The sequence below is a fragment of the Actinoplanes sp. GCM10030250 genome (assembly GCF_042666575.1).
GTDB lineage: Bacteria > Actinomycetota > Actinomycetes > Mycobacteriales > Micromonosporaceae > Actinoplanes.
Map to the genome: position 1 here is coordinate 48,505 of NZ_JBHTDO010000012.1, position 17,698 is coordinate 66,202.

Annotated in this window: 18 protein-coding genes and 4 tRNA genes; 2 read left to right on the plus strand and 20 right to left on the minus strand. The window is 67.8% G+C overall.

What is annotated here, in order from left to right; translation table 11 throughout:
• Positions 1-24: 24 nt before the first annotated feature.
• The 16 genes from ACFQV6_RS17500 to ACFQV6_RS17575 form a co-directional block, all read right to left on the minus strand.
• Entirely contained in the window at positions 25-3,465 is a 3,441-nt protein-coding gene (locus ACFQV6_RS17500) for a DNA-directed RNA polymerase subunit beta (protein WP_378028542.1), read from the minus strand.
• Positions 3,466-4,072: 607 nt separating this feature from the next.
• Positions 4,073-4,456 carry a 50S ribosomal protein L7/L12 gene (gene rplL / locus ACFQV6_RS17505; protein ID WP_378028543.1) on the minus strand — a complete coding sequence of 128 codons (384 nt, stop codon included), beginning with the start codon at positions 4,454-4,456 and terminating at the stop codon, positions 4,073-4,075.
• A 54-nt stretch (positions 4,457-4,510) separates the two neighbouring features.
• Entirely contained in the window at positions 4,511-5,059 is a 549-nt protein-coding gene (rplJ, locus tag ACFQV6_RS17510) for a 50S ribosomal protein L10 (protein ID WP_378028544.1), read from the minus strand.
• 276 nt (positions 5,060-5,335) lie between these two features.
• Positions 5,336-6,007, minus strand: coding sequence for a hypothetical protein (locus tag ACFQV6_RS17515; protein ID WP_378028545.1), 672 nt, complete (start codon positions 6,005-6,007; stop codon positions 5,336-5,338).
• Positions 6,004-6,816: an ATP-binding cassette domain-containing protein gene (locus ACFQV6_RS17520; RefSeq protein WP_378028546.1), complete on the minus strand. Its 813-nt coding sequence runs from the start codon at positions 6,814-6,816 to the stop codon at positions 6,004-6,006. The genes ACFQV6_RS17515 and ACFQV6_RS17520 overlap by 4 nt, the downstream gene beginning before the upstream one ends.
• A 71-nt stretch (positions 6,817-6,887) precedes the next feature.
• A complete protein-coding gene (rplA, locus tag ACFQV6_RS17525) occupies positions 6,888-7,607 on the minus strand; it encodes a 50S ribosomal protein L1 (RefSeq protein ID WP_378028547.1) in 720 nt (239 codons plus the stop codon).
• A gap of 77 nt (positions 7,608-7,684) precedes the next feature.
• Entirely contained in the window at positions 7,685-8,482 is a 798-nt protein-coding gene (nusG, locus tag ACFQV6_RS17530; protein WP_378028548.1) for a transcription termination/antitermination protein NusG, read from the minus strand.
• A 45-nt stretch (positions 8,483-8,527) separates the two neighbouring features.
• Positions 8,528-8,902 (minus strand): preprotein translocase subunit SecE, encoded by a 375-nt coding sequence (gene secE / locus ACFQV6_RS17535; RefSeq protein WP_378028549.1) that lies wholly within the window; start codon positions 8,900-8,902, stop codon positions 8,528-8,530.
• A 107-nt stretch (positions 8,903-9,009) separates the two neighbouring features.
• Positions 9,010-9,082, minus strand: a tRNA-Trp gene (locus ACFQV6_RS17540).
• Between the two features lie 83 nt (positions 9,083-9,165).
• Positions 9,166-9,561 carry a MaoC family dehydratase gene (locus ACFQV6_RS17545; RefSeq protein WP_378028550.1) on the minus strand — a complete coding sequence of 132 codons (396 nt, stop codon included), beginning with the start codon at positions 9,559-9,561 and terminating at the stop codon, positions 9,166-9,168.
• Positions 9,562-10,011, minus strand: a complete 450-nt coding sequence (locus ACFQV6_RS17550) for a MaoC family dehydratase N-terminal domain-containing protein (protein WP_378028551.1) — start codon at positions 10,009-10,011, stop codon at positions 9,562-9,564. It abuts the gene before it with no gap.
• Positions 10,012-10,080: 69 nt separating this feature from the next.
• Positions 10,081-10,248 carry a 50S ribosomal protein L33 gene (gene rpmG, locus ACFQV6_RS17555; protein ID WP_014687739.1) on the minus strand — a complete coding sequence of 56 codons (168 nt, stop codon included), beginning with the start codon at positions 10,246-10,248 and terminating at the stop codon, positions 10,081-10,083.
• 106 nt (positions 10,249-10,354) lie between these two features.
• A tRNA-Met gene (locus ACFQV6_RS17560) sits at positions 10,355-10,427 on the minus strand.
• Positions 10,428-10,476: 49 nt separating this feature from the next.
• Positions 10,477-10,549, minus strand: a tRNA-Thr gene (locus ACFQV6_RS17565).
• Positions 10,550-10,642: 93 nt separating this feature from the next.
• Positions 10,643-13,171 (minus strand): putative bifunctional diguanylate cyclase/phosphodiesterase, encoded by a 2,529-nt coding sequence (locus ACFQV6_RS17570; protein ID WP_378028552.1) that lies wholly within the window; start codon positions 13,169-13,171, stop codon positions 10,643-10,645.
• A gap of 47 nt (positions 13,172-13,218) precedes the next feature.
• Positions 13,219-13,362 (minus strand): hypothetical protein, encoded by a 144-nt coding sequence (locus ACFQV6_RS17575; protein WP_378028553.1) that lies wholly within the window; start codon positions 13,360-13,362, stop codon positions 13,219-13,221.
• 256 nt (positions 13,363-13,618) lie between these two features.
• Between ACFQV6_RS17575 and ACFQV6_RS17580 the strand changes: the two genes are divergently transcribed.
• Positions 13,619-13,933 carry a hypothetical protein gene (locus ACFQV6_RS17580; protein ID WP_378028554.1) on the plus strand — a complete coding sequence of 105 codons (315 nt, stop codon included), beginning with the start codon at positions 13,619-13,621 and terminating at the stop codon, positions 13,931-13,933.
• A gap of 15 nt (positions 13,934-13,948) precedes the next feature.
• Here the strand turns inward: ACFQV6_RS17580 and ACFQV6_RS17585 are convergent, their stop codons facing one another.
• A complete protein-coding gene (locus tag ACFQV6_RS17585; RefSeq protein WP_378028555.1) occupies positions 13,949-14,755 on the minus strand; it encodes a sulfurtransferase in 807 nt (268 codons plus the stop codon).
• A 295-nt stretch (positions 14,756-15,050) separates the two neighbouring features.
• The gene (locus tag ACFQV6_RS17590) at positions 15,051-15,542 is read right to left on the minus strand and encodes a YajQ family cyclic di-GMP-binding protein (RefSeq protein ID WP_378028556.1); all 492 of its coding nucleotides are present in this window, start codon (positions 15,540-15,542) and stop codon (positions 15,051-15,053) included.
• 148 nt (positions 15,543-15,690) lie between these two features.
• On the opposite strand from ACFQV6_RS17590, the gene ACFQV6_RS17595 reads away from it, so the two are divergent.
• A tRNA-Tyr gene (locus ACFQV6_RS17595) sits at positions 15,691-15,774 on the plus strand.
• A 119-nt stretch (positions 15,775-15,893) separates the two neighbouring features.
• Here ACFQV6_RS17595 and ACFQV6_RS17600 read toward each other — a convergent pair.
• Both ACFQV6_RS17600 and ACFQV6_RS17605 read right to left on the minus strand, forming a co-directional pair.
• A complete protein-coding gene (locus ACFQV6_RS17600) occupies positions 15,894-17,309 on the minus strand; it encodes a tyrosine-type recombinase/integrase (RefSeq protein WP_378028557.1) in 1,416 nt (471 codons plus the stop codon).
• Complete coding sequence (locus tag ACFQV6_RS17605) at positions 17,306-17,494, minus strand: helix-turn-helix transcriptional regulator (protein ID WP_378028558.1); 189 nt, start codon at positions 17,492-17,494, stop codon at positions 17,306-17,308. The genes ACFQV6_RS17600 and ACFQV6_RS17605 overlap by 4 nt, the downstream gene beginning before the upstream one ends.
• Positions 17,495-17,698: the final 204 nt, after the last annotated feature.

Genomic DNA, 17,698 nt, shown 5'->3' on the forward strand with positions numbered 1-17,698 from the left:
TAGCAGCACCGGGGACGCGCTCCGTCAGATCTCTTCGACGCTGCTGACGCCCTCGTTCGGGCGACGCGACAGGTCGATGCCGAGTTCTTCCGCGGCCCGGAAAACCTCGTCGTCCGTCTCACGCATCTCAAGAGCAACGCCGTCGCTGGAAAGCACCTCGACGTTCAGGCACAGCGACTGCAGCTCCTTGAGGAGCACCTTGAAGGACTCCGGGATTCCCGGCTCCGGGATGTTCTCGCCCTTGACGATGGCCTCGTAGACCTTCACTCGGCCCAGGACGTCGTCGGACTTGATGGTCAGCAGCTCCTGCAGGGCATATGCCGCCCCGTAGGCCTGCATGGCCCAGCACTCCATCTCGCCGAACCGCTGGCCACCGAACTGCGCCTTACCACCCAGCGGCTGCTGCGTGATCATCGAGTACGGGCCGGTCGACCGAGCGTGGATCTTGTCGTCGACCAGGTGGTTCAACTTCAGGATGTAGACGTAGCCGACCGAGATCGGGTCCGGCAGAGGCTCACCGGAGCGACCGTCGAAGAGCTGCGCCTTGCCGTCGCCGTTGACCAGCCGCTTACCGTCGCGGTTGACCAGCGTCGACTCGAGCAGGCCCTTGATCTCCGCTTCCTGAGCACCGTCGAAGACCGGAGTCGCGACGTTGCTGTCGGCGGAGGACTCGTGCGCCTCGATCGCGCGGAGCTGACGCTTCCAGTCCTGGTCGTCGCCCTCGACCGACCAGCCGGTCTTGGCGATCCACCCGAGGTGGGTCTCCAGGACCTGACCGATGTTCATACGCGAGGGCACACCGAGCGGGTTGAGCACGATGTCGACCGGGGTGCCGTCCTCCAGGAACGGCATGTCCTCGACCGGCAGGATCTTGGAGATGACGCCCTTGTTGCCGTGACGACCGGCGAGCTTGTCACCGTCCTGGATCTTCCGCTTCTGCGCCACGTAGACCCGGACCAGCTCGTTGACACCCGGGGGCAGCTCGTCGCCGTCCTCGCGGGAGAACGTGCGGACACCGATGACGGTGCCGGTCTCGCCGTGCGGAACCTTCAGCGAGGTGTCCCGGACCTCCCGGGCCTTCTCACCGAAGATCGCGCGCAGCAGCCGCTCCTCGGGGGTCAGCTCGGTCTCGCCCTTCGGCGTGACCTTGCCGACCAGGATGTCGCCGGGGACGACCTCCGCACCGATCCGGATGATGCCGCGCTCGTCCAGGTCGGCGAGCATTTCCTCGCTGACGTTGGGGATGTCGCGGGTGATCTCTTCCGGGCCCAGCTTGGTGTCGCGGGCGTCGACCTCGTGCTCCTCGATGTGGATCGAGGTGAGGACGTCCTGCTGCACGAGGCGCTGCGACAAGATGATCGCGTCCTCGTAGTTGTGGCCTTCCCAGCACATGAAGGCCACGAGCAGGTTGCGCCCGAGGGCCATCTCGCCCTCGTCGGTGCAGGGACCGTCGGCGATGACCTGGCCGGCCTCGATCCGGTCACCCTCGAAGACGACGGGCTTCTGGTTGACGCAGGAGCCGGCGTTGCTGCGGCGGAACTTGTGCAGCAGGTAGGTCCGGCGGTGGCCGTCGTCCTGGTGCACCGTCACGTAGTCGGCGCACAGGTCCTCGACCACACCGGCGACCTCGGCGACGACAACGTCACCGGCGTCGACAGCGGCGCGGTACTCCATACCCGTGCCGACGAGCGGAGCCTCGGCCTTGACCAGCGGCACGGCCTGACGCTGCATGTTCGCGCCCATGAGGGCACGGTTCGCGTCGTCGTGCTCGAGGAACGGGATCATCGCGGTGGCGACCGAGGTCATCTGCCGCGGCGACACGTCCATGTAGTCGACCTCCGTGCCAGGCACGTAGTCGACCTCACCGCCCTTACGGCGAACCAGGACGCGGTCCTCGGCGAAGGTGTTGTCGCTCGACAGAACGGCATTCGCCTGCGCCTTGATGAACCGGTCTTCTTCGTCGGCCGTGAGGTAGTGCACCTCGTCGGTGACGATGCCGTTCTCGACCTTGCGGTACGGCGTCTCGATGAAGCCGAACGGGTTGACCCGCGCGAACGTCGAGAGCGCACCGATCAGACCGATGTTCGGGCCTTCCGGCGTCTCGATCGGGCACATCCGGCCGTAGTGGGACGGGTGCACGTCACGGACCTCGAAGCCGGCCCGCTCACGGCTCAGACCACCCGGGCCGAGCGCGCTCAGCCGGCGCCGGTGGGTCAGGCCCGCCAGCGGGTTGGTCTGGTCCATGAACTGCGACAGCTGCGACGTACCGAAGAACTCCTTGATCGCGGCCACGACGGGCCGAATGTTGATCAGGGTCTGCGGCGTGATCGCCTCGACGTCCTGGGTCGTCATCCGCTCGCGGACGACGCGCTCCATCCGGGACAGGCCGACACGGACCTGGTTCTGGATGAGCTCGCCGACCGTCCGCAGACGGCGGTTGCCGAAGTGGTCGATGTCGTCGGCCTCGTAGCCTTCCTCACCGGCGTGCAGCCGGCAGAGGTAGTCCACGGTCTTGACGATGTCTTCCTCGGACAGCGTGCCCCGGACGATCGGGACGTCGATCTCGAGCTTCTTGTTGAACTTGTACCGGCCGACCTTGGCGACGTCATACCTCTTCGGGTTGAAGAAGAGGTTGTCGAGCAGGGTCTGCGCGTTCTCCCGGGTGGGGGGCTCGCCAGGGCGCAGCTTGCGGTAGATGTCTAGCAGGGCCTCGTCCTGCCCCGCGATGTGGTCCTTTTCCAGCGTGGTCATGAGCAGCTCGGACCAGCCGAACCGCTCGCGGATCTGGTCCGCCGACCAGCCGATCGCCTTGAGCAGGACGGTGACGGCCTGCCGGCGCTTACGGTCGATACGCACACCGACGGTGTCGCGCTTGTCGATGTCGAACTCCAGCCAGGCACCCCGGCTCGGGATGACCTTGACGCTGGTGAGGTCACGGTCGGAGGTCTTGTCCGGCTCCTTGGTGAAGTACACGCCCGGTGAGCGGACGAGCTGGCTCACCACGACCCGCTCGGTGCCGTTGATGACGAACGTCCCCTTGGGGGTCATCATCGGGAAGTCACCCATGAACACGGTCTGGCTCTTGATCTCGCCAGTGGTGTTGTTGGTGAACTCCGCGGTCACGAACAGCGGGGCACAGTAGGTCAGGTCCTTCTCCTTGCACTCCTCGATGGAGGCCTTGACCTCGTCGAATCGGGGAGCCGAGAAGGACAGCGACATGGTGCCGGAGAAGTCCTCAATGGGACTGATCTCTTCGAGGATCTCTGCGAGGCCCGAGTGGGCGTGCGGGTCGTCCGTCGTCCGGGCCTGCCAAGCCTCGTTGCCGACCAGCCAGTCGAACGAATCCGTCTGGAGGGCGAGGAGGTTGGGGACCTCTAGCTGCTCGGTGATCCGGCCGAAAGAGACCCGGCGGGGTGCGTAAGCGCTCGACGTACGGCTGGTCTTCGCAGGGCGGGAAGCTGCCAAGATGCGTCCTTCCGAGGACCGGTGCTGCTATGCGGCTGAGTTGCTGATGCAACTGGTCTGCGTGCACTCCAATGAGCCCCCGAGAATTATCCTCATGGATATCCCGACAGGCATCATGACAGAAGGCAGCGCAAACTAGCAGTGTAGCCGCTCGGCTAACCGCTGTCCAGCCCACACCTTCGGGTGGCTCGCGGAACGCATCCCCGCCGCTGCTGACCTGCGCATTCATGGTCAGCGCCGGTGGCGGGGCCGCTCGGAAACGCGGCAACTCTCCCTCGGGTGCCGGTCCGCGGGAACCGGTGACCGTTCAGTTACCTGAAAGACTCAGTTACCTGAAAAGCCCGATACCCACAGCGCGGCTGTCGCAAGCGCGGAAACTTGCTGATGTCAGCGTGCCTGTCCCCGGACACACAGTCAAGGGCTGTGCCGCGGGTCGGACTTCCGCGGTCATCCGCCCGACTCACCACAGGGACCTTAACGCATGAATAACGGGCTTTGGCGTGCTTTGCCGGCCCAGCAATCACGCCGACATGACCTGCGGGAACACCGATGGCGGGGACCCGGTACGGGTCCCCGCCATCGACGGGAAGTGCTGAAAAGCGTCAGGTCACTTGAGGGTGACCTTGGCGCCCTCGCCCTCGAGCTTGGCCTTGGCGGCCTCGGCCTTCTCCTTGTTGACGCCCTCGAGGATCGCCTTCGGGGCGCTCTCGACGGTGTCCTTGGCCTCCTTGAGGCCCAGGCCGGTCAGCTCACGCACGACCTTGATGACCTGGATCTTCTTGCCGCCGTCGTTCTCGAGGACGACGTCGAAGGAGTCCTTCTCAGCCTCGGCCTCGGCCGGGGCAGCAGCGCCACCGGCGGCCGCGATGGCGACCGGGGCAGCGGCGGTGACCTCGAAGGTCTCCTCGAACTGCTTCACGAACTCGGAGAGCTCGATGAGGGTCATTTCCTTGAACGCGTCGAGCAGCTCGTCGGTGCTGAGCTTCGCCATGTCTGGCAACCTTTCGTAGCTTCTGAACTAGAACGTGCGTGGTTCCGAGGCCGCTCAGGCGGCCTCTGCGGAACCTTCCTTTTCGCGCTTCTCCTGCAGGGCTGCCCCGAGGCGAGCCACCTGCGTGAGCGGGGCCTGGAACAGACCGGCCGCCTTGGTCAGGTTGCCCTTCATGGCGCCGGCCAGCTTGGCCAGCAGCACCTCACGGGACTCGAGGTCAGCAAGCTTGTTGACCTCGTCCGCCGTGAGAGCCTTGCCCTCGAAGACACCGCCCTTGATGACGAGAACGGGGTGGGCCTTGGCGAAGGCACGAAGGCCCTTGGCCGCCTCGACCACATCGCCCTTCACGAAGGCGAGCGCGGTAGGACCGGTGAACAGCGCGTCGAGACCCTCGATGCCCGCGTCGGTTGCCGCACGCTTCGCGAGAGTGTTCTTCGCGACCGCGTACTTGGCCTCGCTGCCCAGCGAGCGACGGAGCTCAGTGAGCTCCTTCACGGTGAGGCCGCGGTATTCGGTCAACACGGTGGCCGCCGAGCCACGGAAGTAATCCGTGAGCTCCGCAACGGCCGTAGCCTTGTCGGCCCGGACCGGCTTGTCCGCCATGTCCCTCCTCTCTCAGTGCTCAGCCACTGGTCGAGAGGTCCGGACAAGCAAAACGCCCCGGCGCAGGGGCACGGGGCGACTTTCGGCACGCGCGAGGGCGCCGAGATCACAAACCGTTCTCCCTGCGCAGGTCGCCCGCTTGTGCGAGACCTTCGGCCGCGGCGTCCGTCGTGGTGACGGTCACTGCGGCGACCAGCGGTCTATGGGTGGAACTTCAAGACGAAAGGGTACGGGGTACCTGCCGCCGAATCCAAATCGGCCGCTGTGAGACACGCCTCAGGCCCGGTCCCGCCGGAGCCGGCCGTAGAGAGCGAACACCACCGTGCACCACAGCAGGGTCCAGCCGCTCAGCCGGAGCAGGGTCTCGAGGTCCGGTGCGGTACGCCCGCTCAGTGCCCGGGCGGTCGCCATCACCGGCGGTACCAGCCACGGCGCGATCGAGCCGCTCAGCCCCAGCACGATCGCCAGCACCGAGCCGGACACCAGGACCGCTACGCCGGTGAGCACCCGCCGGGTCACGGCACGGGCGGCCACCGCACCCAGCGCCAGGGCGCCCAGCAGCGACAGCAGATGCGCCAGAAGGCCGAGCAGGATGCCGGGGACCGAGGCCTGGACGGCGCCGATCGCCAGCGGCGCGATCATGGCCAGCAGGCACACTCCGGCGCCCAGCGCACCGGCGGCGAGCAAGCCGGCCGACGCCTCCCGCACCGGGCCGACCGCCAGCCGGGCCAGACCCCGCTGCACGTCGGGCTCGGTGTCCAGCACGAGCTTGGTGAGCCACGCCAGCACCGCGAACAGCGCCACAGCCGAGTATCCGAACGCGGGGGCGGCCGGGGAGACGCCGCCGCCGTGCAGGATGCCGAGGATGGCCAGGAACGCGACCAAGGGCGCCAGCGCACGGCCGCTGCGGACGAAGCCGGCGAGCCGCATCCGGACCAGCGCGGTCATCGGCCCTCCTCAACGCGGGCGCGCTTCTCGCGTACCCCCAAAACACGGTGACCGGAGGCACGCAGCCGGACCACCGCCGCCTCGGCCTCCTGCCGTCGCACCGCGACCTCCACGATCACTTCGTCCGCTCCCGGTGGATGCGGCGCAGCCGCGGCGGTGACCAGCGACGGCTCGGCGACCTCGAACTCGCCGGCGGTGACCAGCGACGGCTCGGCGACCTGGAGCTCGCCGGCGGTGACGGTCCAGTGCAGCGCGCCCGGCAGGTTGGCGATCTCGCCGCGGTGATCGCTCACCAGGACCACTCCCCCGGCCTCGGTGACCTCGGCGACGATCTCCGGGATCAGGCTGCGGGAGGCCGCGTCCAGACCCTCCCAGGGCTCGTCGAGGACCAGCAGGCCGGGCGGCACGAGCAGGGCCTGGGCGAGGCCGACCTTCTGCGCGGTGCCCTTGGAGAGATCGCCGAGCGGGGTGCCGGCGTGCCCGGCGAGGCCGAGTCGCTCGATCCAGCGGTCGGCGCTGCTCTCGGGAAGACCGCGCAGAGCCGCCATGGACCTCAGATAGCCGCTCGCGGTGAACGGCTGCGCGGCCGGGAAGCGTTCCGGAACCCAGCCGACGACGGCCGGACGGTCCCGGACCGCGCCGCGGACCGGCCGCAGGATTCCGGCGGCCACCTGCAGCAGGGTGGACTTGCCGGCACCGTTGGGGCCGAGCACCACGACGGTCTGCCCGGGTTCGGCGACGGCGTCGACGCCGCGCAGGGTCCAGGGGGCGCGGCGGGCGTACCGGAACCAGATCGCATCCAAACGCACGGCCGGAAGCCTTCCATGCGAAAGCCCCCGGGGGAATCCCCGGGGGCTTCGATCGCTGCTGTGCCGGACCGTCAGGCGTCGGCGTTCTCGGTGCGGAGGTTCTTGATGGCGTTCGGGTCGACCTGGACGCCGGGGCCCATCGTGGTGGCGATGGTGACCTTCTTGAGGTACTTGCCCTTGGCGGCGGACGGCTTGGCCCGGAGGACCTCGTCGAGCACCGAGGCGTAGTTGTCGAGCAGCTGCTCCGGCGAGAAGGACGCCTTGCCGATGATCAGGTGCAGGTTGGAGTGCTTGTCCACCCGGAAGGTGATCTTGCCGCCCTTGATCTCGTTGATCGCCTTCGTCACGTCCATGGTGACGGTGCCGGTCTTCGGGTTCGGCATGAGGCCACGCGGACCGAGGATCCGGGCGATCCGGCCGATCTTGGCCATCTGGTCCGGCGTCGCGATCGCGGCGTCGAAGTCCAGCCAGCCACCCTGGATCCGGGCGACGAGCTCGTCGGTACCGACCTCGTCGGCGCCGGCCGCGACGGCCTCCTCGGCCTTCGCGCCCTGGGCGAACACGATCACGCGGGCGGTCTTGCCGGTGCCGTGCGGCAGGTTGACGGTGCCGCGGACCATCTGGTCGGCCTTACGCGGGTCGACGCCGAGGCGCATCGCGACCTCGATGGTGGCGTCGAACTTGACCGGGTTGGTGTCCTTGGCGAGCTTGACCGCCTCGGCCGGCTCGTAGAGCTTCGAGGCGTCGATCTGCTCGGCTGCCTTGCGGTAGCCCTTGCTGCGCTGTGCCATTTCTTCTTTACTCCTGTGGTAGTTGGCGGGGCCGCCGAATACGGCCCCTCCCACGTTTGCCGCCGGGTTGCCGGCGATCAGATCTTGGTGACCTGGTTGAAGTTCAGCTCGACCGGAGTCTCCCGGCCGAAGATCGAAACCAGGACCTTGAGCTTCTGCTGGTCGGCGTTGATCTCGCTGATCGAGGCCGGCAGCGAGGCGAACGCGCCGTCGGTGACGGTGACCGAGTCGCCGACCTCGAAGTCGAGGACCTTGATCTCGGGCTTGGCCTTCTTCTCCTCGGCCTGCACGGCCGGGGCCAGCCACTTCAGCACCTCGTCGAGCGAGAGCGGCGCCGGCCGGTCGACCCGGTCGGTGGCGCCCACGAAGCCGGTCACACCGGGCGTGTTGCGCACGCACGAGTACGACTCGGGGGTGAGGTCCATCCGGACCAGGATGTAGCCGGGGAAGACCTTGGCCTGCACCTGGTTGCGCTTGCCGTTCTTGACCTCGACCTCTTCGCGGGTCGGCACCTCGACCTGGAAGATGAACTCCTCCATGTCGAGGCTCGTGATCCGGGTCTCGAGGTTGGTCTTCACCTTGTTCTCGTAACCCGCGTACGAGTGGACCACGTACCAGTCGCCGGGTGCGTACCGCAGCTTCTGGCGCAGCTCCTTGACGGGGTCGTAGTCCTCGTCAGCCTCGGGCGCCTGGGCCTCGACCGGCTCGCCGGCCGACTCCACCGACTCGTCCTCGGCCGACTCCACCGACTCGTCCTCGACCGACTCGTCGACCACCGGCGTCGCCTGCTCGCCGGCGGACTCCACCGACTCGTCGATCTCCGGCGTCGCCTGCTCGTCGGCAGACTGCGCGGTCTCGTCGTCGTACTCAGGCACGCTCGCTCACTTCCAGAAAAAGTCTCTTCGATTCAGGGTCGCGGACTAGCCGAGCGCCCAGAGGATGGCCTTGCCCAGCCCATAGTCCAGGCCGGCCACGATGGCCGTCATGACCACCACGAAGACGATCACCACGCCGGTGTAGGTCAGCAGCTCTTTCCGCGTCGGCCAGATGACCTTGCGCAGCTCGCTGATGACCTCACGGAAGAAGCCACCCACCCGGCCGAAGAGACCAGTCCGACGGCCTGACTTCGCCTTCGGGCTGTCCGAGTCCTTGGTCCGCTCGGCCACGGCGGTGCCACCGCCACGGCTGACCGGCGCGTCGTCGACGTCATCATCCGGCACGTCACCGTCGGCGGCGTCGGCGAAAACCTCGTCGTCGCCCGGGACGTCGTCACCGGGGCGGTCCTTCTCGGCCACTTCGCCCTACTTCCGTCGTCGGTGGTGTGAATGGCCCTGTCAGCGCTCGACCGGACGCGGAAGTTGTGCGAACCGCGCACCGGGCGGGCACGTCGAGGAGGATTGCGCAGGGGTGACAGGACTTGAACCTGCAGCCTGCGGTTTTGGAGACCGCTGCTCTGCCAATTGAGCTACACCCCTTTGCGGGACATTGTGTCTGTTACGACTCAGTGCCCCACGGCGCACCAGTGTACGGGTACGCCCGGCGTTCTCCCAACCCGGGCCTACCGCTTCCTGATGAGCGCCTGCGCCAAGGACAGTACCTTGTCGCCGTTGCACGTGGCAGTCAGGTTCAGCCGGATGTGTCCCTGCTCGGTGATCTCCTTGACCGTGCCGGTCACGACCACCTCGGTGCCCTCGTCGGTGTCGGGAACAGGGACGGGGCGGCTGAACCGCACGCTGAACTCGACAACCGCGTCCGCGGCGCCGGCCCACGTCGTGACGGCGCGGCCGACGAGGGCCATCGTGAACATCCCATGGGCGATGACACCCGGCAGGCCGACGCCGGTGGCGACCCGGTCGCTCCAGTGGATCGGGTTGAAGTCACCCGAGGCGCCCGCATAGCGGACCAGGTCCGCCCGGGTCACTCGGAAGGTCTGCGGCTCCAGGACGTCACTCACTCAGGCCTCCCCGCCGCGCTGCACCAACTTGGACCAGACCGTGACGACGGGCTCGCCGTCCTCCGTGCTCACCTCGGTCCGGGTGGTGATGAACTCGTGCCCGCCCCGGCTGGTGATCTCGTCCACGCTGTTCACACAGACCAGGGTGTCCCCCGCGACGACCGGTCGCGAGTAGGCGAACCTCTGGTCGCCGTGCACGACCCGGGTGTAGTCCAGGCCGAGCGCCGGATCACTGATCACCTGCCGGCTGGCCGCCATCGTGATCGCCACCGGGAAGGTGGGCGGTGCCACCACGTCGGTGTAGCCGAGGGCCCGGGCCGCTTCCGGATCGTGGTACTCCGCGTCGGTGGCGCCGATCGCCCGGGCGAACTCCCGGATCTTCTCGCGGCCGACGAGGTAGGGCTCGGTGGGTGGCCAGCTGCGGCCGACGAACGACTGATCCATGGGCATGCCCACAAACTACTCTGCGCCGCCCGGATGACTCCGGACGGCGCAGGGAAGAGCTTTTGTCGCGGACGCTCAGCGCGTCTCGCGGTGCAGGGTGTGCTTCCCGTCGCGCGGGCAGAACTTCTTCAGCTCGACCCGGTCGGGGTCGTTACGCCGGTTCTTCTTGGTGATGTAGTTCCGGTCCTTGCACTCCGTACACGCCAGGGTGATCTTCGGACGGACGTCGGTCGCCTTGGCCACGGCGGGGTGCCTTCCTGCTAACGGGGTTCTTACTGTCGACGAACCAGCGTAGACGCTTGGTCCCTCGATCTGCAAAGTGGGGCCCCGGGTGGGGTCCGCACGAAAGTAGCGGTGGCCGGACTTGAACCGGCGACACAGCGATTATGAGCCGCTTGCTCTGCCATCTGAGCTACACCGCCGCGCCAGGCTCAAGTCCAGCGCCGGCAGGGCGGGGAACGAACCCGGTAGAGCCCCCTTACGGAATCGAACCGTAGACCTTCTCCTTACCATGGAGACGCTCTGCCGACTGAGCTAAGGGGGCTTGCGCGAGCGATCTCTCGCTCGTGCAGAAGTAAGACTACACGGCTGGTTGCTGGGCGTGAAATCAGTACCCCCCAAGCCGTGATGCCGCAGTTCAGATCACCGCGCGGAGCCTTCTGACCTCTCCGGTGGGCGTCGATTCCGGCTCTGTCTGAGCGCTCAGCCAGGCTTCCAATCGCTCGTACGGCAGGGGCCGGCTGAAGAGGTAACCCTGGCCGATCTCGCAGCCCATCTCCTCCAGCAGGCCCAGGGTGAGCTCGCTCTCCACGCCCTCGGCCACCACGGTGAGTCCGAACTCACGGGAGAGGCCGACCACGGCCCGCACGATCGCCAGGTCGCCCGAGTCGGTCGCCATCCCCTGCACGAAGGTGTCGTCGATCTTCACCTCGTGCACCGGCCACTGCCGCAGGTAGGCCAGGGACGACGCACCGGTGCCGAAGTCGTCCACGCTGAGCCGCACACCGAGGTCACGCAACCGGTACAGGCTCGGCAGCACGCGCTCGATGTCGTTGAGCATGCCCGGCTCGGAGATCTCGAAGGTCAGCTGCCCCGGCCCGACCTCGTGCTCGACGAGCAGTTCCTCGACCAGGTCGGGGAAGCGGGAGTCGAGCAGCGTACGCGCGGAGAGGTTGACCGCGACGGAGAGCGGCCGGTCGGCGTCGGCCCACTCCCGGCACCGGCGCAGACCGGCGCCGAGCACCACCTCGGTGAGGCGGGCCAGCTGGCCGGTGTGCTCGGCGACCGCCACGAAGTCCTCCGGGGCGACCTCGCCGTGCGCCGGGTGCACCCAGCGGGCCAGGCACTCGACGCCCACCACATGCCGGTCGGCGAGCGTCACCTTGGGCTGGAAGTAGACCTCCAGCTGCTCGTTGTCCAGCGCCCTGCGCAGGTCGGCGGCGATGCCGAGACGGCGCACGGCACGCGATTCCAGGGCCGGGTGGAAGGGCTGGACGCCGTACGGAAGCGCCTTGGCCGCATTGGCAGCAAGCTCGGCGCGCTGCAGCAAGGTCTCGGGATCGCTGCCGTGGTCCGGATAGACGGACACACCGACTGCCGTGTCCACGTCCAGGGTCAGGGATCCGACCGCCATCGTGCCGCGCAGCCGCTCCCGCATCTGGGTGGCGATCTCGATCGTCGCCTCCATGCTCTCGGTCCGCAGGGTGACCACGAACTCGTCGCCGCCGATCCGGCCGACCAGCGCTCCGGAGCCGGCGATGCCACGCAGCCGAGCGGCCACCTCGGCGAGCAGCTTGTCGCCCGCCGCGTGCCCCATCGACTCGTTGACGTTGCGCTGCCCGTCGACGTCGAAGAGCATCACCGCGACCACCTCGCCCTCGGCACGGACCGTCGTCGACTCGGCCAGCGCGTCGATCACCCGCCGGCGGTTGGGCATGCCGGTGAGACGGTCGTGGTAGGCGTCGTGGCGCAGGCGGTCGACCAGGCGGGAGTTCTCCACGGCCACCGCGACGTGCGCCGCGATGGTCTCCAGCACCTGCACGTCGCTGTCCCGGAAGGTCCGGGCGTCGCCCACCCGGTTGATCACCTCGAGCGTGCCGACAGTGGTCTGCCCGGACCGCAGCGGAACCAGCAGAACGTCCTTCACCCGCGCGGTACGCAGGTGCTCCCGCAGGTGTTCGGTGTCCGGGAACTGGGCGCCGACCGCGACCGGCCGCTGCTGCTGCACCGTGTAGTCCCGGATCGGGCCGGGCACTGGCGAGACGTCGAGCAGGCCCTTGTTGTCGACCTTGGCGGTGAGGAGAAGCTCCGGGTACCGCTCCTGGGGCGCCAGCCAGAGCGTCGCGTTCTCCGAGCGCATCAGCGAGCGCACCCGCTCCAGCAGGACGTCCGGCAGGGCGTTGTTCGACCCCTCGTCCCGGATGGCCTGGGTCAGCTCGTAGACGTCAGCCAGCGTGCGGTGCTGCCGGAAGAACCCGGCGAACGAGCGGAGCAGCAGGACCAGTGCGATGACCGGTACGCCCAGCAGCAGCGCCGACCACTTGGTCTCCTCGAGAGCGATCAGGAAGAGCAGACCGATCGCCACGTTGATCCCGGCGATGACCTGGTTCGGCAGGCTGGCCCGGAACATGTCCCGGCCGGCCGGGGCGCCGTTGACCACGCTGATCACCGCGACGAAGCAGGCCAGCTGCATGAAGACGTTCACCGCGACACCCGTGAAGATGACGCCCCACATCGCCGGGCCGGTGCCCTCGACCTTCGGCAGAGCCTCGATCACCAGCAGGGCGACGCCGATGCTCGCCGCCACCTCGGCGACGTTGAACCACATCTTGACCGGCGGAAACGATCCCCAGAGCTGCCGTAACAGCACTCCGCCCGTGACGACGAGGATCGTCATCACGGGCGGGAGGTAGAAGAGGGCGAAGACCAGCGGCACCTCGGTGACCGAGACGTCGAGGGCGCTACGGCGGATGGCGATGCTGAACGTGGCGAGTTGAGCCACCACGTACAGCGCGAAGATGAGAAGGCCGGCTGCCCAGTCCTTGTACCACTGTTCGTCGACGACCCACAGCGCCGCGGTCAGAGCCAGGGCGCACAGCGCCAGAGGGCCCGTGACCAGCCACGCGTAATCGGGAGAACGTCGCCGCGAAGTTGTCCGGCCGACCATAACGCTCCTTTGTCAGCCGGCACAGGAGGACATTGCCGCCCCGGCAATCAGCCCCAGGTGAAGTCGAGGTTCGCGAAGGACGCCGCCGACGGCTGAACAACATCCGCATGGCTCGTCGCGTCAAGCCCACCGAACACAGCGGCAAGCACAAAAACCAAACCGGCGAGGCGGCCCAGCTTTCCTGCGGACATGTGGCGCTCCAGAGTGCAGTGTCTTACGGGATCAGATGCCCTGATGTTGCCACACCAGATGTGCGACTGGGGACGTCCAAGGGCGGGTCGAACCGGCGCTTCGCCAAACAATGGCCGAACGGTTGAACCGCAGCCGTCCCTCCTACCCCAAGAATTGAGAGCTTTCTGCCTGATTTAGCGGGAGAAGTGAGCCCAATTCGCACTCTGTGTGTCATGGGGCCTTGACGTCAGGACCACCTGACGAAAGAGTGCGCCCATGACGATCCCGGAGGAACTGGAGCGGCGGCACACCCTCGAGACCGCCACCACCCGGTACAACGAACTGAGGATGCGGGACGCCGTCACCACCGTCAGCCCCGACACCGGCGCGCCAGGGCTGAACCTCACGGAGAAACTCGAAATGCTCGCGCTCGGCGAAGTGGTGATACGCAAAGTCGGGTACGGGCGGCAGGCGATGGTGCGCTCGGCACGGCAGGCCGGCGCCTCGTGGACCCAGATCGGCGCGGCCGTCGGGAGCAGCAAACAGGCCGCGTGGGAGGCGCATCAGCGCTGGGTCGAGGACCAGGGCTGACTTTCAGTACTGGTTTCAGTCGCCGGTGGCGGCGGGACGGTCGGTGTGGCTGTACTGCGACCACGAGCCCGGATAGAGCCGTCCGGTCCCCAGGCCCGCGTGTTCCAGCGCGATCAGGTTGTGGCACGCCGTGACGCCGGAGCCGCAGTAGGAGATGACGTCCGTCGTACCGTCGGCGCCGACCTCGGCGAACCGCTCCCGCAGCCGGGCAACCGGGAGGAACCGGCCGTCGGCGCCCACATTCTCCCGGCAGGGCAGGTTGCGCGCACCGGGGATGTGACCGGCGCGCGGGTCGACCGGCTCGGTGTCACCCCGGAACCGGCCGTGGTCCCGGGCGTCCAGGACCACATCCGCGCTGGCGGCGTCGTCCAGGGAGGCCAGGCTGGCGGCGGGCCAGTCACGGGTGGTGAAGATCGCGGGCGGGCGCACCGGCACCTCGGTGGTCAACTCGCCGGAGTAGGCGGTCAAACCGCCGTCCAGCAGGGCGGCGTCATGCCCGATCGCCCGGAGCATCCAGACGAGGCGGGCGGCGATCACACCGCCTGCGTCGTCGTACGCGATGACGGTGTTCTCATCCCCGATGCCCGCCGCCGCCATGGCCGCGGCGAAGACCTCCGGATCCGGCAGGGGATGCCGGCCGTCAGCCGGCGAGCCCGGCCGGGCCAGCGCGGTGTCGAGGTCGATGAAGACGGCGCCGGGCAGGTGGCCTTTCTGGTACGCCGCCGAGCCCGACCGCCCGTCCAGGTACCACCGGACGTCGGCCAGGACGACCTCGTCACCCTGCTTGCGCAGCCACGACTCATCCACCAGCGGAGCGATCATCGGGCTCTCCCTACCGTCGTTGGCATCGTGGATCTCGCAGCGGGCCACCGTCTCCCGGCCACTTCAGGCAAGCTTGAAGGCAGCGCCCGGCGGTGGCGGCCCGGCGGTAGCCGCCGCGCGCAGTGTCCGCCGCGCGCAGTGTCCGCCGCCCGCAGTGCCCGCCGCGCGGCATTGGCGGAGTAAGCGCACACGTTTGGGTTGTGTGCGCGTTTACTCACGTCCCGGGCCTTGTCGGCGCACACGCAACTCGAACGTGTGCACCCACCCACGCTGGACTCGGCAGCGCGGCGCGATCTCAGCGATAGTTGATGAACTGCAAGGCGACGCCGAAATCCTCCTGCTTCAACAGGGTGATGACCGCCTGCAGATCGTCCCGCTTCTTGCCGGTGACCCGCAGCTGGTCGCCCTGGATCTGCGCCTGCACACCCTTCGGGCCCTCGTCCCGGATCTTCTTGCTGATCGCCTTGGCCTTGTCGGTCTCGATGCCCTCGACAACCTTGCAATCAATTTTGTACGTCTTACCTGACTGCCGCGGCTCGCCGGCATCCAGCGACTTCAGCGAGATGTTCCGCTTCACCAGCTTCTCCTTGAAAACGTCGAGCGCGGCACTGGCCCGCTCCTCCGTCTCCGAGGTGATGGTGAACCCCTCCCCCGACTTGGCAAGAGCGGTGCCGGTGCCCCGGAAGTCGAACCGGGTACCGAGTTCCTTCTCCGCCTGGTTGTACGCGTTGTCCACCTCCTGCCGGTCGACCTTGCTGACGATGTCGAACGACGGGTTGGCTGCCATGATCAGACTCCTGCGACTGGGCTCGTGTCGATGTCGGGCTGCGGGCCGTTTCCGACCCGCGACATGCCGACCGTACCCGGTTGCGGATCTGCTCCACGGTACGGCTATTCTGATGTCCGCTGCCGCGGGGAACCGCGGCGGTTGCCCAGGCGGGTTGCCCGAGCGGCCAATGGGAGCGGACTGTAAATCCGTCGCGAAAGCTACAGAGGTTCGAATCCTCTACCCGCCACCACAGGCACAAAGAAGCCCTTCACCAGCTGAAACAGCGGGGAAGGGCTTCTCTCGTTGGTCCCACTGAGTCTCAGTCAGGACCGCTCGATCTCACTGGTCGTGTCGTATACGTGTCGGCGATCAGGCGGCGACCTGGCCGGGTCCCTCGGGAGTGGCTAGGGCCGCTTCGACCCTCCGGCGGGCGGCCTCGTCCTGGCCGTAGATGCACTTCGCATACACCCGCATGAGGACGTGGACGCTGTGTCCCGCCCACTCGGCGACCTGGGTCGCGGGGACGCCTGCGTTCAGCCAGAGCGACACAGCGGCGTGCCGCAGGTCGTACGGGCGTTTGGCCAACGGGGACCGGAGCTGCGCGGGGGTAAGTACAGCCTCGCGGGCGTCACGCCACGCCTTCCCGTAGGAGTTGCTGGGGATGGGCTGACCCAAGGTCGGCACGTAGCGCCCGCCGGGGCCGCGCCGGGTGACGAACAGCCTCCCGTCGGGCGCGGGCCGGTAGTGGCCGATGTGGTGATCGAGTAGGGCGCACAGCGCGGGCGGGGCGGGCACCGGCCGCGTGGCGCTCTTAGCCCGGTGCTTGAGGCCGCGCCGCTCGATCGTGCCGTCCTCATCGCCCCACCCGCGCCCTACCGCCACGGTGGAGCCGGTGAGGTTCAGAACGCCCCATCCGCCCTTGACCTTGGGTCGCTCGTATTCGTCTTCACGGAGGTTGAGTACCTCCTCCGGCCGCAAGGCCGCGTAGTACATGCAGCCGAAGAACGCTTCCAGTTCGGGCGTCCGGTCGCCCACGGCGGTGAGTAGGGCGCGGGCCTGGGTCGGGTTGACCACGGCCTTGCGGTCAATCTCGTCGTCATGCTTGGGGGCGGTCCAGCTCACGAGGGTCAGAGGGTGCACCTCCAGGAAGCGAAGCTCTACCGCGTATTTGAGAGCGCCGGAGAAGATCGCACGCTTCCGGGCAATCGTGCTCGCGGACGCTGCTCCGCCGTCCTTCATCCGGAGCGCGATCGTGTCGAGAGCCTTTCTCATCAGGGCGGCGTCGTTCAGGGTGGACAGGTCGACGGTGTTGGACTCAAGCCACCGAACGGCGGTCGCCAATTCGGCCGGCGGGTCTCCGGCGTCGCGGCGAGCCTTGTTGAACGACCATCCGTAGAGGGCAGCGCGAATGGCCTTGTCGTTCGGCACGCCCCTATTGGTCGACAGCAGCACAGGCGTGACTGTGGCGAGAGCCTCGGCGATGCCCTTGCGGTGCTTAGCCGAGGCGCGCGGCCACTTGACGTCGACGTAGGCGATCGCGTGGTCGTACCAGGAACGAGCATTGAGGGCGCGGGCCATCGGCTCGGGCAAGCCGCACTTCTCGTCGAACGCGACGCCTTCCCGTTGGGCGACGACCAGCTTTGACCGGTAGCTGTCGGCAAGTGCCCGGGTGGCGAAGGTGTCCCGGAACGGCTTTCCGGCGACGACCCACCGGACGGGGTAAGAGGTGCCTTTGGCGAGCTTGTTGACCAACACGCTGTGGACTCGGACGTCGAAGGTACTCATGCGGCTTGGGGCTCCTCACGGCTCGACAGCCAGGCGTCGAAGTCGGTGCGGCGAATGCGGAGCTGCCCGTTAGGCAGCTTGTAGGTGCGGGGTGCTTGGCCGAGGGCCTTCCAGCGGAAGAAGGTCGACTTGGGGACGTCCAGCTCGGCGAGGAAGTCAGTCAGGGTTAAGAAGGTGCTTGCCATCGGGTCCGGCCTCCCTTGGCGATGTGCGGCGGCGGCGCTGAGGTGAGCGGAGACAGGCGTTCGCGTGCGAGATGCGTTCCGTGGCGGATGGGAGGACCCCTGCGGCAGAAGGCCGTAGGGCGGCCCGCTGAGAGCGACGCTGAGCCAAGATCTCGGGTGTCCTGGTGGCCTCGCCTAGGTCTGTGCTGAAACAGGCGCATAGCT

What these genes read in the sequence shown, in the direction of transcription:
- ACFQV6_RS17605 (WP_378028558.1), bottom strand. Translation starts at nt 17,494, where the DNA reads ATGGCAAGCACCTTCTTAACCCTGACTGACTTCCTCGCCGAGCTGGAC.
- ACFQV6_RS17590 (WP_378028556.1), bottom strand. Translation starts at nt 15,542, where the DNA reads ATGGCAGCCAACCCGTCGTTCGACATCGTCAGCAAGGTCGACCGGCAG.
- ACFQV6_RS17585 (WP_378028555.1), bottom strand. Translation starts at nt 14,755, where the DNA reads ATGATCGCTCCGCTGGTGGATGAGTCGTGGCTGCGCAAGCAGGGTGAC.
- ACFQV6_RS17570 (WP_378028552.1), bottom strand. Translation starts at nt 13,171, where the DNA reads ATGGTCGGCCGGACAACTTCGCGGCGACGTTCTCCCGATTACGCGTGG.
- rplL (WP_378028543.1), bottom strand. Translation starts at nt 4,456, where the DNA reads ATGGCGAAGCTCAGCACCGACGAGCTGCTCGACGCGTTCAAGGAAATG.
- ACFQV6_RS17580 (WP_378028554.1), top strand. Translation starts at nt 13,619, where the DNA reads ATGACGATCCCGGAGGAACTGGAGCGGCGGCACACCCTCGAGACCGCC.
- rplA (WP_378028547.1), bottom strand. Translation starts at nt 7,607, where the DNA reads ATGGCACAGCGCAGCAAGGGCTACCGCAAGGCAGCCGAGCAGATCGAC.
- ACFQV6_RS17550 (WP_378028551.1), bottom strand. Translation starts at nt 10,011, where the DNA reads ATGCCCATGGATCAGTCGTTCGTCGGCCGCAGCTGGCCACCCACCGAG.
- ACFQV6_RS17575 (WP_378028553.1), bottom strand. Translation starts at nt 13,362, where the DNA reads ATGTCCGCAGGAAAGCTGGGCCGCCTCGCCGGTTTGGTTTTTGTGCTT.
- rplJ (WP_378028544.1), bottom strand. Translation starts at nt 5,059, where the DNA reads ATGGCGGACAAGCCGGTCCGGGCCGACAAGGCTACGGCCGTTGCGGAG.
- ACFQV6_RS17600 (WP_378028557.1), bottom strand. Translation starts at nt 17,309, where the DNA reads ATGAGTACCTTCGACGTCCGAGTCCACAGCGTGTTGGTCAACAAGCTC.
- ACFQV6_RS17515 (WP_378028545.1), bottom strand. Translation starts at nt 6,007, where the DNA reads ATGACCGCGCTGGTCCGGATGCGGCTCGCCGGCTTCGTCCGCAGCGGC.